This is a genomic window from Bacteroides sp. D22, assembly GCF_000163675.1.
Taxonomy (GTDB): domain Bacteria; phylum Bacteroidota; class Bacteroidia; order Bacteroidales; family Bacteroidaceae; genus Bacteroides; species Bacteroides xylanisolvens.
In genome coordinates, this window is record NZ_GG774806.1 from 150,329 (window position 1) to 164,150 (window position 13,822).

At 38.1% G+C, this 13,822-nt stretch carries 14 protein-coding genes and 2 pseudogenes; 4 read left to right on the plus strand and 12 right to left on the minus strand.

Translation table 11 applies throughout. The features are described 5' to 3' along the window. Positions 1-189: 189 nt before the first annotated feature. The 4 genes from HMPREF0106_RS12180 (at position 190) to HMPREF0106_RS12165 (ending at position 4,204) form a co-directional block, all read left to right on the plus strand. Complete coding sequence (locus HMPREF0106_RS12180) at positions 190-420, plus strand: DUF4248 domain-containing protein (protein WP_004302304.1); 231 nt, start codon at positions 190-192, stop codon at positions 418-420. Positions 421-507: 87 nt separating this feature from the next. Further along, positions 508-2,625 carry a BT4734/BF3469 family protein gene (locus HMPREF0106_RS12175; RefSeq protein WP_009040034.1) on the plus strand — a complete coding sequence of 706 codons (2,118 nt, stop codon included), beginning with the start codon at positions 508-510 and terminating at the stop codon, positions 2,623-2,625. A gap of 476 nt (positions 2,626-3,101) precedes the next feature. After that, complete coding sequence (locus HMPREF0106_RS12170) at positions 3,102-3,857, plus strand: IS1595 family transposase (RefSeq protein ID WP_232286782.1); 756 nt, start codon at positions 3,102-3,104, stop codon at positions 3,855-3,857. Further along, complete coding sequence (locus HMPREF0106_RS12165) at positions 3,818-4,204, plus strand: hypothetical protein (protein ID WP_009040037.1); 387 nt, start codon at positions 3,818-3,820, stop codon at positions 4,202-4,204. The genes HMPREF0106_RS12170 and HMPREF0106_RS12165 overlap by 40 nt, the downstream gene beginning before the upstream one ends. On the opposite strand, the gene HMPREF0106_RS12160 is transcribed toward HMPREF0106_RS12165, so the two are convergent. The 12 genes and pseudogenes from HMPREF0106_RS12160 to HMPREF0106_RS12105 all read right to left on the minus strand — a co-directional run bounded on the left by HMPREF0106_RS12160 (position 4,199) and on the right by HMPREF0106_RS12105 (position 13,809). Then, a complete protein-coding gene (locus tag HMPREF0106_RS12160; RefSeq protein WP_009040038.1) occupies positions 4,199-4,981 on the minus strand; it encodes a hypothetical protein in 783 nt (260 codons plus the stop codon). The two genes, HMPREF0106_RS12165 and HMPREF0106_RS12160, sit on opposite strands and share 6 nt — an antisense overlap. A gap of 404 nt (positions 4,982-5,385) precedes the next feature. Beyond that, the gene (locus tag HMPREF0106_RS12155) at positions 5,386-5,697 is read right to left on the minus strand and encodes a hypothetical protein (RefSeq protein WP_009040039.1); all 312 of its coding nucleotides are present in this window, start codon (positions 5,695-5,697) and stop codon (positions 5,386-5,388) included. 617 nt (positions 5,698-6,314) lie between these two features. Next, positions 6,315-6,680 (minus strand): type II toxin-antitoxin system HigA family antitoxin, encoded by a 366-nt coding sequence (locus tag HMPREF0106_RS12145; RefSeq protein ID WP_009040041.1) that lies wholly within the window; start codon positions 6,678-6,680, stop codon positions 6,315-6,317. A 4-nt stretch (positions 6,681-6,684) separates the two neighbouring features. Then, complete coding sequence (locus HMPREF0106_RS12140) at positions 6,685-6,978, minus strand: type II toxin-antitoxin system HigB family toxin (RefSeq protein ID WP_004316673.1); 294 nt, start codon at positions 6,976-6,978, stop codon at positions 6,685-6,687. A 97-nt stretch (positions 6,979-7,075) separates the two neighbouring features. Next, a complete protein-coding gene (locus HMPREF0106_RS12135; protein ID WP_004302297.1) occupies positions 7,076-7,378 on the minus strand; it encodes a helix-turn-helix domain-containing protein in 303 nt (100 codons plus the stop codon). Beyond that, positions 7,344-7,697, minus strand: a pseudogene (locus HMPREF0106_RS12130) (type II toxin-antitoxin system RelE/ParE family toxin). The gene HMPREF0106_RS12135 and the pseudogene HMPREF0106_RS12130 overlap by 35 nt, the downstream one beginning before the upstream one ends. 56 nt (positions 7,698-7,753) lie before the next feature. Continuing rightward, complete coding sequence (locus HMPREF0106_RS12125) at positions 7,754-7,999, minus strand: hypothetical protein (RefSeq protein WP_004315521.1); 246 nt, start codon at positions 7,997-7,999, stop codon at positions 7,754-7,756. 8 nt (positions 8,000-8,007) lie between these two features. After that, positions 8,008-8,142 carry a hypothetical protein gene (locus HMPREF0106_RS28125; RefSeq protein ID WP_004302294.1) on the minus strand — a complete coding sequence of 45 codons (135 nt, stop codon included), beginning with the start codon at positions 8,140-8,142 and terminating at the stop codon, positions 8,008-8,010. 126 nt (positions 8,143-8,268) lie between these two features. Then, a complete protein-coding gene (locus HMPREF0106_RS12120) occupies positions 8,269-9,624 on the minus strand; it encodes an MFS transporter (protein ID WP_004315522.1) in 1,356 nt (451 codons plus the stop codon). Positions 9,625-9,637: 13 nt separating this feature from the next. Next, complete coding sequence (locus HMPREF0106_RS12115; RefSeq protein WP_009040042.1) at positions 9,638-10,531, minus strand: glycerophosphodiester phosphodiesterase family protein; 894 nt, start codon at positions 10,529-10,531, stop codon at positions 9,638-9,640. A gap of 15 nt (positions 10,532-10,546) precedes the next feature. After that, positions 10,547-12,348, minus strand: a pseudogene (locus tag HMPREF0106_RS25430) (glycerophosphodiester phosphodiesterase family protein). 78 nt (positions 12,349-12,426) lie between these two features. Then, the gene (locus tag HMPREF0106_RS12105) at positions 12,427-13,809 is read right to left on the minus strand and encodes a RagB/SusD family nutrient uptake outer membrane protein (protein WP_009040045.1); all 1,383 of its coding nucleotides are present in this window, start codon (positions 13,807-13,809) and stop codon (positions 12,427-12,429) included. Between the last annotated feature and the right edge of the window lie 13 nt (positions 13,810-13,822).

The window sequence follows — 13,822 nt, forward strand, 5'->3', positions numbered from 1 at the left end:
AAATAATTTTAAGATTTCACACATTTCGAACGCGTTCCTTATTTGTTAACGACATAAAGATAACACATTTTCCACCCTCCGGATTCCCCAACGAAGTTTCCTGATACTCTATGAATAATAATGACGTTATTCTTTTAATAAACCATTAATTTTCAGTAACTTTATAGCATAAATCAAACATCATTCATCATGTATTATCCGGACCAACCGTTTCTTATCCGCACTTATAAAAAGTCGGAACTAGCTCATCTTTACAACCCCAACGTATGCCTCAAAGTAGCCTTACAAATACTACGTCGTTGGATTGTCTACAACCTTCCGCTCCTGCAAGAACTCGAACAAGAAGGCTATCGTGCCCGCAACCGCCTTCTCTCTCCCCGGCAAGTGGCAACGATCATACGCTATTTGGGAGAACCCTAGGAACTTAATCAAAAAAACGAAAAGTTCCATTCTATTATTTTACAAACAAATTTCTTTGCAACCGCAAATTAAAAAGAACAAACCAACATGGAGCATTTTACCATCTTTCAAGACTTTTACCGCGTCATAGCCGAAATGACAGAAGAAGAAATCGTATCGGCCATCAGCAACGGCACATACCAGGAAACAGTGGAGGACGTGCGCCGAATCTTCACGGAACAAGGCGAGAAAGCAGCCAACGAAAAGAAAATAGAACTACCGGAAATCACCTTTTCAGCCAACTACCGGGGAGGACGTTCAAACGCAACTCTCGTCAAGTATCTGGGATACATCGTGGTAGACATCGACCATCAGACACAGGAAGCATTGGCACGCATCCTCGCACTGGCAAAAAAGTGTGCCCACACCCGCATCGCTTTCATCAGTCCCAAAGGAATGGGACTGAAAATCGTGGTACGTGTATGCCGGACGGACGGGACATTGCCCGAAACGATTCAGGAAATTGAAGATTTCCATCATGCCGCTTATCACAAAATCGCTTCCTTTTATGCCCAGCTCTGCGGAGTTGAGGTCGACACTTCCGGACAAGATGTCAGCCGTACTTGCCTGTTCTCTTACGATCCGGATATTTATTTCAATCCCGATGCCACAGCTGTCATCGTGGAACAGCCACCGATGTTCTTCAAGTCTCAAAAGAAGAAAAGGGCATCCGGCAAAAAGAAGAAGACGACAGCACCAGACAACAATCCCCTCACCGAACAAGTGGCACTCAACTACCATTCCTCGCACGCTTCCTTAATGGTGACTCTGAACTATTATCACAATAAATCCGAAAAGTACGTCACCGGCAACCGGAACAACTACCTGCATTGCCTGGCTTGTATGTACAATCGCTACGGCGTCCCCCAGGAAGAGGCGGCAGCTTTTATCAAGAGCCAGTTCACCGATCTTCCCGCGGATGAAATGGACGCACTGATCGGGAGTGCTTACGGACACAACGAGGAATTCGACACCCGCAAGCTGAATAGTACGCAGAAGCGAATATTACAGATTGAGCAACATATCAAAGAAAATTACGATACACGCTACAACGAAGTGCTTCATATCATGGAATATCGCAGAAGGAAAACGGACACGGAGCAACCGGAACCTTTCCATATTCTCGACGAAATGATGGAAAACAGCATTTGGATGGAGATGAACGAACTAGGCTATTCGTGCACCGTCAAAACGATTCAGAATCTGATCTACTCCGACTTCAGCAGCACCTACCATCCTATTCGCGAGTATTTAGACTCGCTGCCTGAATGGGACGGAACGGATTATATCGGTATCCTTGCCAACAGCGTGCATACTAGTCACCAGAAATTTTGGGTAGAATGTCTGGAACGTTATCTGGTGGGAATGTGCGCTGCCGCCACACAAGATGATGTGGTGAACCACACTGTTTTGTTGCTTTGCAGCGAAATACAGAACATTGGAAAGACTACGTTTATCAACAACCTGCTGCCGCCCGAATTGCGCGCCTATCTTTCTACCGGTCTTATCAACCCGAACAACAAGGATGATCTGGCCAAAATAGCGCAGGCGATGCTTATCAATCTGGATGAGTTTGAAGGGATGAACGGACGGGAACTGAATATCTTCAAGGATTTGGTTACCCGCAAAGTAATCAGCATCCGCCTGCCATACGCGCGGCGTTCACAGAACTTTCCTCACACGGCTTCTTTTGCCGGCACATGCAATTATCAGGAAGTGCTTCACGACACCACTGGTAACCGCCGTTTTCTCTGCTTTCATGTCGACTCGATGGAATTTATCAAAATAAACTACGCGCAGTTGTATGCACAAATCAAGTATCTACTCAACAAGCCGGGATATCAGTATTGGTTCACCCAGTCGGAAAACTCACGGATTGAAGAGAACAACGAGGATTTCATTTTCCACTCACCGGAAGAAGAACTGGTGTTGACACATATCCGCAAACCGGAACGTTTCGAAAAGGTGCATTATCTGACGGTCACTGAAATTGCGGAATTGATTCGCGAACGGACGGGGTATCAATATTCTCACGGAACCAAAGCCCAACTAGGAAAAGTGATGTCCAAACACGGCTTCGAATTTCATAAGGGAAAAAACGGGAGAAGATACACTGTATTCATTATTGATACGGAACAGGTGAAATCAAACAGGCTATATGAATAAGATTTCATCTCCTTCGCACGCAAAAAGGTGAGGGTTGGTGAGGGTACTTTTGCAACTTTTCATTTTTATATTTCTTATTTCTATTCTTCTATTTTCTTCTAAAAAAAAAGGTACTGATATACATATCTACACTGGAAATCCTTCCGTCCTCGGAGGGATTTCTTTTTAATTATACGTATCTGTAAATTTGTCTGTGGATTTCTTTGATATTTCATAAAATCTTTGTAAATTGTTACGTCACAAAATAGTTGGAGGACAGCCTTATGAAAGACCCGTTTGACATCAAAGTAAATTCAATTCCAGCTCTTTACAAGCAGTTTCCAAATGAAGAAGCCTGCATTAAACATCTTGAGGCTATTAATTGGCACGGTAAACCCATTTCACCGTTTGATAAAACTTCAAAAGTCTACAAATTGAAAAACGGGGATTATCGCTGTAAAAACACAGGGAAGAACTTTACCGTAAAGACAGGAACTATGTTTGAGAAAACTAAGATTGACCTACAAAGGTGGTTCGTTGCTATATGGTTGGTTGTTAATCATAAAGCAGGGCTTTCTTCCTACCAGTTGGCAAAAGATATAAATGTCACTCAAAAGACAGCGTGGTTTATGCTACACAAAATAAGGAGCCAAATGTATCTTGCAAACGAAAATCCTCTAACGGATGATGTGGAAATTGATGAAACACTTGTCGGGGGTAGAAACAAGAACCGCCATTGGAACAAGAAAGTGGCGCACTCGCAAGGACGTTCCCATAAAGACAAAACTCCGGTAGTTGGAATGATACAACGGGATTTCTTAATAAATGCTCTAGTAACGGGAGATACTACCGCCAAAACTCTTTCTGCATTTATAAAGAAACACGTGCAGCCCGATTCCAATATCTATACAGATGAAAATGCTTCTTACAATGAAATAGGCAAGGAATATCCTCGTCAGGTTGTTGACCACAGTAAGAATTTGTATAGTTACGACAATATCACAACTAACAGAATAGAAGCCTGTTGGACACATTTTAAACGTATGATATTAGGTGCATATCGCAATGTTCACACGAAGAAATACTTGCAAAAGTATGTTGACGAATTTATATTCAGATATAATTTGAGGGACATTAACGCTTCTGATATGTTTAATTGTTTCCTCTGTTGTTCTGACGGACGTATAACACATAAAGAAATAAAAGAAGCAAAATGGATAGAACTAACAGAAAACAAACAAAGCTTATATTAGGTGGAGTTACTATTCCCTGTGTAACAATGGTCAATGAAGTTATAGGTCTGACGGTACAGGGAACGCAATTATTGATAAACACCTACTTCGGGGACTTGTCCGATGTGGAAATACCTCAAAAGTATTACTTCGAAATATGTGGCAAACAAGGCTATTTTCTAACCGTAATAAATCACCTCTATAAGTCGTCCAAAGCGAAAAGTAAACGTGGATTTAAGAAGTTATTGGCAGAAGCACTCCCGTTCATTATAGACCCTAAAAACGGACTAATACAAAAAGAGCCGGAACTTAGTCCGGCTGATTTTAAAAGGTTTGATAAGTTTTTGTTGAGAGCTAGAAAACTATAATGAAAAGTAAATTTCATTTGTAGCTTTGTCTACAATAAAGAATTTAGTAGATATTCCCTGTAATAGCCGAGGTCCTTTTACTTGTTGAAGTTTAAATTCAACTATAAGATTTAGAGTTTTTATATTATCTTCGACTTTAATTGCAACCTTCTCTGTCATAGGTATTTTCACTATATTAGAGTTATATTTATGTCCGCTTATAATATTGTAGAATGGCTTTTGGGTTATTGAAGGATGACATTTTACAATTAAAGATGGAAAATTTATAAATCCTGCATAATAAGAATAGTTTGTCCTAAATTCTATATCAAGTGTTTTTGTTTTCAAATTATATTCAGCATGTGCGGTATTATTAGTAGTGTACCCGGACAATGGTAAGACAAAATAAAAAGGGTATTTCAGGACTTGCCCTTTGAGAGCTTTTAGTCTTTTTGACATTTCGATTCCTTCTTCACTTTCCAAGAACACTTTACGTTTTAGTTCGGTATCGTACTTACTATTCAAATCATTAAACTGAACAACATCTAGATTCATCAAATCATACACACTGGGGAGTGTTTTACCTCGCATTAACCATCCTCCTAATCTACCTTTATCATTATAAATAATACCAGCATTGCGTGGAAAATGGAAGGTATCACCTCCTTGGACTTTTTTAAGAGTATCTATTATTGTAGATTCATTCATAGAAGCACTTATGGGAATTTTATCTTGAGCAAATGTTTGCATAAATACAATAAATAGAATAACAATGGTTACAAAACTAACTTTCTTCATAATATTAAGAATTTGGCTTCCTCCGCAGCCCCAAAAGGAAAGGTTTATATACGAAGAAGTAGGCTGCCGTCCGCTACCAGTTAGGCATCGCCAAACGCCTTATTAATACACGCAGACAGACAACCCACTTCTATATAGCAGGTTGACTGTGCCTTGTGTATTTGTTAAAGATTTGGCGATTTTAACTGGTAAAGGCACTTCTTTTATTTTCCAACAATGTTTTGCCCCAAAAGGCTTGCGCAAATATAATTATTTTCTTATCTTAGAGCAAATTTTAAACAATATATTATGGAAACAAATAAAAGTCTCGTTGAATGTAATAATTGTCACAAATCAGTTTCAGTTCCCTTAAATGAAACTATGGTAAGATGTCCATATTGTAATGCTATCATGATTATTTACAATCAAGAACTTCCTAAAGCTAAAAAATCATCTACTTTAGAAAAGAAAGGAGTTGAAGATAAATAATCTTGATAATCAGAAGGAAACCCTTTTGCGCAAATTTCTTTAAGATATAATTCTTCTTGCTTGAGTTCTTCTGAAGTAGGATTGAATAAATATCTAGCATTTCTTATCGCTATTTCCTTAGTAACACGAGAGTTTAACACCTTAGTTTGAACTAAGTACATAATATATTCAATATATTGTTTTTGGGAAAACCCCAAAGAGTTTATCTTTTTTCTAATTTCATTGTTAGGCACACTAATTGCTTTCATAATTTTATCTATTTAAATCAACTTTTGTGAACCACATATAATCATCAGTACCAAACTTGAAACTTTCCTTGTGCACGGACTGCACCTTTTCACGAAGTGTTTGTTCATTCATTCCTTGAGCGAAATTGTGTCCGAGGTTCAAGATTAGTTTTGTAATGTCTTGCGCGTCCTGGACTTCGTTGTAACGACATTCCCTAGTTTTTAATCTGACTTCCGGAGCTATATATGCTCTAAAATCGCCTAGCACATTAAGAATAAGAATGTTGCAATTACAGTGCATCACTAGCCCTTTACAGGCGTCTAAAAATACATCATTAGTTGTCATATCAATATATGCTTTGGTTAATACTGATATTATATACGTAGATAGGGAGTGTCTGTACGGTGTCCGCAGACAAATTTACAGATACGTATAATTAAAAAGAAATCCCTCCGAGGACGGAAGGATTTCCAGTGTAGATATGTATATCAGTACCAAAAAAAATACGAATGTTAGAAATTTACCCTCACCTACCCTCACCTTTTCCTTTTTCTTCCTCAAAAAAACGGTGGGAAATTTGAAAAAGACAGTTATCTTTTTCAAATTTCCCACCATGTTTTTTTAATCTGAATCGAAGTTATACTCCTAGCACAATACTAGCATCAATATTCAGTTTTTTACTTATTTCACGAGCCACTTTCAATGTCGGCTCACATTTTCCGGAAATGTAGTCACTAAGACGCGAAGGACTAACTCCTATCAGTTGTGATAGTGATTTCTGATTGAGCCCCATTTCGTACATACGAAGCTTCAGAACATCCACAAGCGAAGGTTCTCCCAAAGAAAAGTGTTCCTCTGAATAATCGGCAACAAGATTAGAAAGAAGTTCCAACTCGATGCTGTTAGGGTTATTCAAAGGAGTATCATCCTTCACTAACGGAAGAAGATCCTCCACTCTCTTTACAGCCCATTCATACTGGGTTTGGTTTTCTATCTTTGTCATATTTTCAAATATTAGCACAATCTATTTTATCATATTCTTTATGAGTACCAATAAAGCGAATATATACAAACTTTACAGTGAACTTCACCACTACTACCAAGCGATAATTATTCCCTTTAACATTGAAAACATAATGCTGGTTACCTACACTATCGGCACTATTAAAGGTCTTCTTTATATCAGCGAAACAAGCCCATTCACTTTTCTTTACTATAGTAACCCATTCTTGCAAAGCAACTTTTGAATCGGGATGCTCCTCTGCATATTCTTTTAACGCTTGTTCTGTAAATATTCTCATTAGTTACTCACTTATCATGCAACAAAAATAAGAATATAATTCCAATTTTCAAAATTATATTCCGATATTTGTAATTATGGATAAAAAGATTCGCTTCTTATAAAGACATCGAAAATTCGATCCTACAACCTAACGCATTCATGATGCGATAGAAAGTAGAAACCTTAGGTTCTGTCTGACCACTTTCCACTCTTGAAATATAAGAACGGTCGGAACCGATACGCCGGGCTAACTCTGCTTGAGTAATCTTAGCCTTTTTCCTTGCGTCTTCGATAATTTGCCCGGTGTAGAAAGCATACGCTTTTTCTTCTGCTTCCGCACGTTCGGGAGTACCTTCTGCTCCAAATTTCGCATCAAGAACAGCGTCATAATCTACTATTTGATGATTGTTTATCTGCATAATATTCCTCCTTTATTTTTAATGCTTTATCTATTTCACTACCCGGTGTTTTTTGCGCCTTCTTTTGAAAGCCATTAAACAACACTACAATATTTCCATCATCAAAAATGAAAAATACCCGTTATATATTACCATTATATTCTGTACGAAGTTCAAAAACTCCGTCCTGAACAAATTTTACAAATTTAGTGGAGAGTCTTTCTTGTGTTTTCAACAAGAGTAGTCCATACTGGATTTTATCTTGTTCCTTTTCGGTTAAAGTCTCCATGAAAGCCTCAAAGTAACCTCCGTATGTACGGATCTTACGTTTCTTTTCCATACTGCAAATATACGAATTGTTGTTCAACTATACAACAATCGTCTTTTTATTTTATATTATTTTTCCTCAAATTCTCCAGCACGCTTTTTCTTCTCATAAGACACCAGCGTCTCTACACTAAGCGTTTTCCCATTCTTAGGGCTTATCACATCTACAACGCTTGCTAACGCACGAAAAGTCTGTTCGCAATTTGCTACTCCGTCATACGTCAACCTACCCAGATTGATGGCATCGAGCACAACAGAGACATATTGCTTCGGATTTCCCCGATACTCGATGATGACAGGCGTGAGATGCGACATCTCTCGAGTCAGTTGACTGACGATTCTTTTTTTTGGTCGAGCAGATCCATTAATTTTTCACTATGCACATTGATTTGTGCGGTTACTTCACGAAGTTCGTCTTTCAATGAACACAATAATTCATCATTCAATGAATTTTCCATAAAACTTTCTATTTAATTGATTATAAAAAAGCCATTCCAGAAAGATAAGCAATCATTACTTACTTCCCGGAATGGTGTCTAATACCTCGAAAACAAAGACTTATATTCTAACCTAATGTACTCACTTTAATCCATTTCTTTTGATTTTGCATTCCATACCAGCAAAGCAAACAACACCGAAAGCAAAGCAGCACCAATCCAAAACCAATTGATATAGGTGAAGTCATAAACATCTACTCCATTCTGAACAGTCTTTTGCCCTTCTATCAGTATACCGCTCATCACGTCCTGCAATCCGGCACCGATATAACTGGCAATACCAACTACTCCCAATGCAGCACCCGACGCATTACGGGGAGCAATATCCACTGCCATCAAACCACCCAGAAAACAGATCAAAACTCCGATACCTAAACCGAAAAGAACCATTGCCAACACGTCTATCCCAAAATGAGCTCCCGGAACTAAGAGAAACAAACAAAGAGCAAACACATTCATCAACCCGAAAATTAACGCAGGAACATTGCGACGTCCACCAAATAACTTATCGGAAATAACACCTGAAAACATAGTACCGATTATGCCACAGACCGGACAAATAGAAATGATAAAACTGGCATCCAAGGTGGAGTAACCCTTTTGAGCTTCCAAATAAAAAACGCCCCAACTATTGATAGCATAACGACTGATATACATAAAAGCACTCGAAAGAGCCAGTATCCAAATGGCAGGCATCAGCAATACCTGACGCTGTGCTTTATTAAAATCAGCCGTTTCTGTCTCACTCATTTCCTTTTTCTGTTTGGGAACATTCACCGAAGGAAATCCCATGCTTTCGGGAGTATCATGGAAGAACTTCCAGACGATCAACGCTCCTATCAATCCCACTATACCGGCTCCGAAGAAACCATACCGCCAGCCCAACACACTGACAATTGAGGCTATTATCAGAAAAGTCAACGCTTCGCCTATATTATGGCTCGCAGACCAAAAGCCATAGTATGAACCGCGCTCTTTGTCCGTGAACCAACGGGAAAGCCCTACTACACAAGAGGCTGCTCCCATAGATTGAAACCAGCCGCTAATCCCCCAAAGGATAGCGAACAGGATAAAAGAATTAGTAAAACCGAGACAGAGGTTAACCAAAGCGGTTACCAATAAACCGGTAGTCATAAAACGGTTGATATTACTACGGTCGGCAAGGAAACCGTTCGTGAATTTCCCGATGGCATAGGTGAAAAACAATACGGAACCTATGATGCCTAACTCTGTTTCCGAAAAAATGCCTTCATCTACAATAGGTTTCTTTACGACATTCAGACTAAGACGGCACACATAATACATACCGTAACCAAAAGTCGCAGAAAGGAAGGTAGACCATTTCAGAAACTTCAAACGGCGGGCATCGGATGAAGACAAAGTTTCTCCGTTACAAGGTCTCGGTGAAGAGACCTTGTAAAAATTGATTAGTTGTTTCAACATGAAGGAAGTGCGTTTAATCGTGAAGTTTCTTGTTACGCAAATACTCCAATAATAAAGCAGGACGATCTGTTTGAATTAGCTTGGCTCCCTGGGCAATTATCCACCCCCAACTTTCATCCGGCTGATGAAATTCTACTGCACGGTCGTCATCATGGCCGCCACAGAGTTTAGGCCACAAAGAATTAACAAAAAGCCTTGCGCCACTATCACGCACTTTCTGAATCAATCGAAGAGTCTCTTTTTCATCATTATCAAAGACTAATTCATAAGCTATCGGTTTCAAATGTTTCTGATAACTATCTATTATTTTTTCAGCATCTTCCTTATTTAAATTTATCACTGGCATAAAAATCACTTTATCCAATACTTCCCCGTTCTCCACTTTTACTTGTTCATAGGGAAGTCCAGCTTTGATAACACATTGGTCAACTGTTCCCGTTTTTTCCAGAATACAATAAGCCTCTTTAAAATAATCATACCCCTTATCAATATTGACTAATATTTTGCCCTTACATAATAACATGACTTCTTCTAAAGTAGGAATAAGATGAGTAGTCTTGTGAGCTGCTCCATTTTTTAGACGAAAACGCCGCAATTCTTCCAAAGTGTAATTTTCCGGTTTCCCTTTTCCTGTTGTTGTGCGATCAATTGTTTGATCATGCATCACAATGAGATGTCCGTCTTTCGTTTTCTTCAAGTCAACTTCGACCATATCAACTCCCATATCAATACAATTTTGTATTGCTTGCAAAGAATTTTCCGGTGCATTTCTCCAATCACCACGATGAGAAACCACCATCACCGAATGATTATTTTTATCTAACAAATTCGCACGTAACTTTCTATTCTGAGCATTTATCCCCGAAATAGCAATGAGCAACAAACTAAAAATGAATAACTTTCTCATATTGTTTCAGTATTTTTATCTATTGATTCTGATTTTTAAATAAGCTCTATCGTCAAAGGAGCAGTTTCCCTTCTTAATACCTTTAGTACTTTTATATTGGCGCATACAAAGAGGATCATTCTCCAAGATATTCATCAAATAACATTCTGATTCCCTCAAAGTCGGAAACAAACAAGGATAGCCGTCAGACGACAAGACTATTTGTGTATGATTTCCTATGGAGAAAATACGTACCTGATGCATATTAATGGGAAAACCATCAAAAACCGGAAAAGAATATGGTTGATTTTTATCAGGATTGTTTTGAAGTATAGCTTGCTGCTGGAGAAAACGATAAATAAAATTACGCCCTGGATCATTGCTCAATAAATCATCCGGTGTAGCACCATTTAACAAAGCTATTTCATTTACTACCGCACGCGCATTAGCCATTATAGCGTCAATTTCCTTTTCATTTGAAGAGTAAGTATTACCAAAAAGACACTGACAGTCCCCGATTTGCCATATTTCATTCTTTTCATAACTATAAATCACTCCATTGGCAGTAAAACGGCTACCGGGTGTTTTCTCCAACTCTTCCAACAAACGATGCTGAACATAAAAAGAATGTATTTTCTCTGTTATCCTTTTCAGAGCTTCATTGGCATCAATATCTTTAGGGAAATCGTGTATCGCCTCAATGACCAGTTCCATCGCTATACGCCCCGTTTTTTTCCATCAATCTCCAATTCCGATTTTGCCGTAGCTCCATCAATGACTGCTGCAAAATAGGGAGTTACAATTATCCCATCTTCATTTGTAGCAGGAGTATGCTTACCTTTCAAGAATACTTCTTCTACATCAAAATTAGGACTTGTTTGCATTGTCCATTCATTCTCTACGGAAAGGTAATCCCAATTTTCAATACATTCCCATTTCTTTTTCAATTCTTTCTTTTTCAAATAATTTATTAAATATGCAGGTCTGTCTGTTTGCAATATAGAAGCCCCGAGCGAATCTATCAAATAGCCATAACCTTCATCCGGATCAACTAAAGAGCAATCATCATCGTGACCGCCTGCATGGGTATTCCACAAAGTATTATACCAAATTCGTGCTCGCCCTTTCATCGCATTTTTTACATCATAGGGTAATCTGTTCAAATCAGATGCAAATTTGAACTCTACCGCCACAGGATTTATTATTTGTAAATAGTCATCCAAACGCTGCATTGCATTTTTATCGTCCAAATTAATCTTTGGCATAAAGACGACCTTTTTTAGATATTTCCCATAGTTCTTTTTCACATAATCTGCCGGAGCATCGCTTTTCATTATTACCATATCGGTCGTTCCTGTCTTCTCCAATAGGGTATAAACCTGATCAAAATAATCAAAAGCTTTGTCCAAATTAAGCATCACTCTACCTTTAGCAAACAGTAATGCCTCTTCTAAGGTCGGTACTTTATAAATAGTTTTTATATGACAACCATTTCGCAATTGAAGTGCTTTAATTTCTGCCAGCGTATGATCTGCAACCAGTCCTTTGCCGGTCGTTGTCCGGTCCAACTTAGAATCATGCATTAATATCAAGTGTCCATCTTTCGTTCTTGCCAAATCAACTTCTACAATGTCTACCCCCATTTTTACTGCATTATCTATTGCCTCTATAGAATTCTCGCAAGCATTTCGCCAATCACCTCTATGAGAAGCTACTAATACATTCTTGTTTTCAGGAGCAAACAGTTTATTGCGAATACTGTCTAATCTGGTCTGAGCAAATGAACTAATGCTCAGAATACAAAAGCTCACAAAAACAACTAATTTTCTATTTATCATGTTTCAGCCATTTCAATTATATCGGAATATATAAATAACTATCTTATCTATATATTCCAATATAACATAGTGAGTTTTCTAATATTGAGGATTTTGTGGAAGTATATTAGGATTATTCACCTTCTCAACTTCTGCACTAGGAATCGGGAAAATCAATCTATAATCCGGAATATCTATATCATAAGCGGCCTTTATGACCTCTTTTGCCGTTCCTGTTCTAATTAAATCGAACCAACGATTTCCTTCTAATGGAAATTCCAAATATCTTTCGTTCAAAACAGCTTTTTTAAAGTCTGATTGTGAAGGTACTTCCAAGGATGTCAGATTTGGTAGCCCTGCTCTATCACGTACTTTATTCAGATAATAAAAACCGCTGTTCTTTGAGTTAATATCCGTATCAAAAGATTCTTCGTTCAATACCTCCGCATACATCAAAAGAATATCTGCATATCGCAAAACGATAAAATCATTTCCAACATCTTTAGTAGATACATCCTGAATATCATAATATTTCATCGGTAAATAAACAGAACCACTCTTTTTGTACTCCAAAAATCCTGCACGCGCATCATCACTATTATAGGCTCCTTTCAGGACGTCACTAAAATGGCCCAATGTTACATCCGATAGACTTAACCACATTCCATGACCACCGTCAATCAATGTTTTACTATATTTAATGGCAAACAAGATCTCTTTATTCATCTCATTATTCACATCAAAAACATCCTTTATATCAGTAAGCAAATCATATTTCTCTGTGATTATGATATTATTTAAATGAGTCTTTGCATCATTATATTTCTTATTTGTCAGATAAGTTTTTGCAAGAAGAGCTTCAGCCGCATTAGATGTCACCCGCCCTAAATCTGATTTATCATAAGTATCGGGTAACTGTAAAGCAAATATCAGATCGGATTCAATCTGCTCATAAACTTTGCCTACGCTCTCCCGAGGCATCTTCAAGGCCTCTCCATCGGAAAGTTCATGTACAACCAATGGCACTCCACCAAAGAGACGCACCAAATTAAAATAATGAAATGCACGAATGAAACGGGCTTCCGCCTCAAATTGTAATTTCTTGTCGGCATTAATTGTTGCATTCTGAATGTGATCTATCATCACATTACAACAACTTATTGCACTGTACGATTTCTCCCAAATATCAGCAATCAAACTATTTGTCTTGTTATCTTGAAAATGGTTGATTTCATATTTATCTTGAGAACCGGACGTAAAACTTGGCATAAACATATTATCCGAACGATACTCCAATACATCAAGAACGATTGTCGGATAATTCCGAAGCGACTGGTAACACGCCATTACCGCACTATTAAAATCATTTTCAGTTACATAAAATTCTTTAGCATTAGGCTGAGATTCCGGCGACAAATCTAAGAAGCCCTCACAAGAACTCAAACAGAAAAATGCACATACTATCAATAATTTATTCTTCATAATTTCATGTATT

Coding starts and splice junctions, on each gene's coding strand:
- HMPREF0106_RS12180 (WP_004302304.1), top strand. CDS start 190: ATGTATTATCCGGACCAACCGTTTCTTATCCGCACTTATAAAAAGTCG.
- HMPREF0106_RS12175 (WP_009040034.1), top strand. CDS start 508: ATGGAGCATTTTACCATCTTTCAAGACTTTTACCGCGTCATAGCCGAA.
- HMPREF0106_RS12170 (WP_232286782.1), top strand. CDS start 3,102: ATGTTTGAGAAAACTAAGATTGACCTACAAAGGTGGTTCGTTGCTATA.
- HMPREF0106_RS12165 (WP_009040037.1), top strand. CDS start 3,818: ATGGATAGAACTAACAGAAAACAAACAAAGCTTATATTAGGTGGAGTT.
- HMPREF0106_RS12160 (WP_009040038.1), bottom strand. CDS start 4,981: ATGAAGAAAGTTAGTTTTGTAACCATTGTTATTCTATTTATTGTATTT.
- HMPREF0106_RS12155 (WP_009040039.1), bottom strand. CDS start 5,697: ATGAAAGCAATTAGTGTGCCTAACAATGAAATTAGAAAAAAGATAAAC.
- HMPREF0106_RS12145 (WP_009040041.1), bottom strand. CDS start 6,680: ATGACAAAGATAGAAAACCAAACCCAGTATGAATGGGCTGTAAAGAGA.
- HMPREF0106_RS12140 (WP_004316673.1), bottom strand. CDS start 6,978: ATGAGAATATTTACAGAACAAGCGTTAAAAGAATATGCAGAGGAGCAT.
- HMPREF0106_RS12135 (WP_004302297.1), bottom strand. CDS start 7,378: ATGCAGATAAACAATCATCAAATAGTAGATTATGACGCTGTTCTTGAT.
- HMPREF0106_RS12125 (WP_004315521.1), bottom strand. CDS start 7,999: ATGTCGCATCTCACGCCTGTCATCATCGAGTATCGGGGAAATCCGAAG.
- HMPREF0106_RS28125 (WP_004302294.1), bottom strand. CDS start 8,142: ATGGAAAATTCATTGAATGATGAATTATTGTGTTCATTGAAAGACGAA.
- HMPREF0106_RS12120 (WP_004315522.1), bottom strand. CDS start 9,624: ATGTTGAAACAACTAATCAATTTTTACAAGGTCTCTTCACCGAGACCT.
- HMPREF0106_RS12115 (WP_009040042.1), bottom strand. CDS start 10,531: ATGAGAAAGTTATTCATTTTTAGTTTGTTGCTCATTGCTATTTCGGGG.
- HMPREF0106_RS12105 (WP_009040045.1), bottom strand. CDS start 13,809: ATGAAGAATAAATTATTGATAGTATGTGCATTTTTCTGTTTGAGTTCT.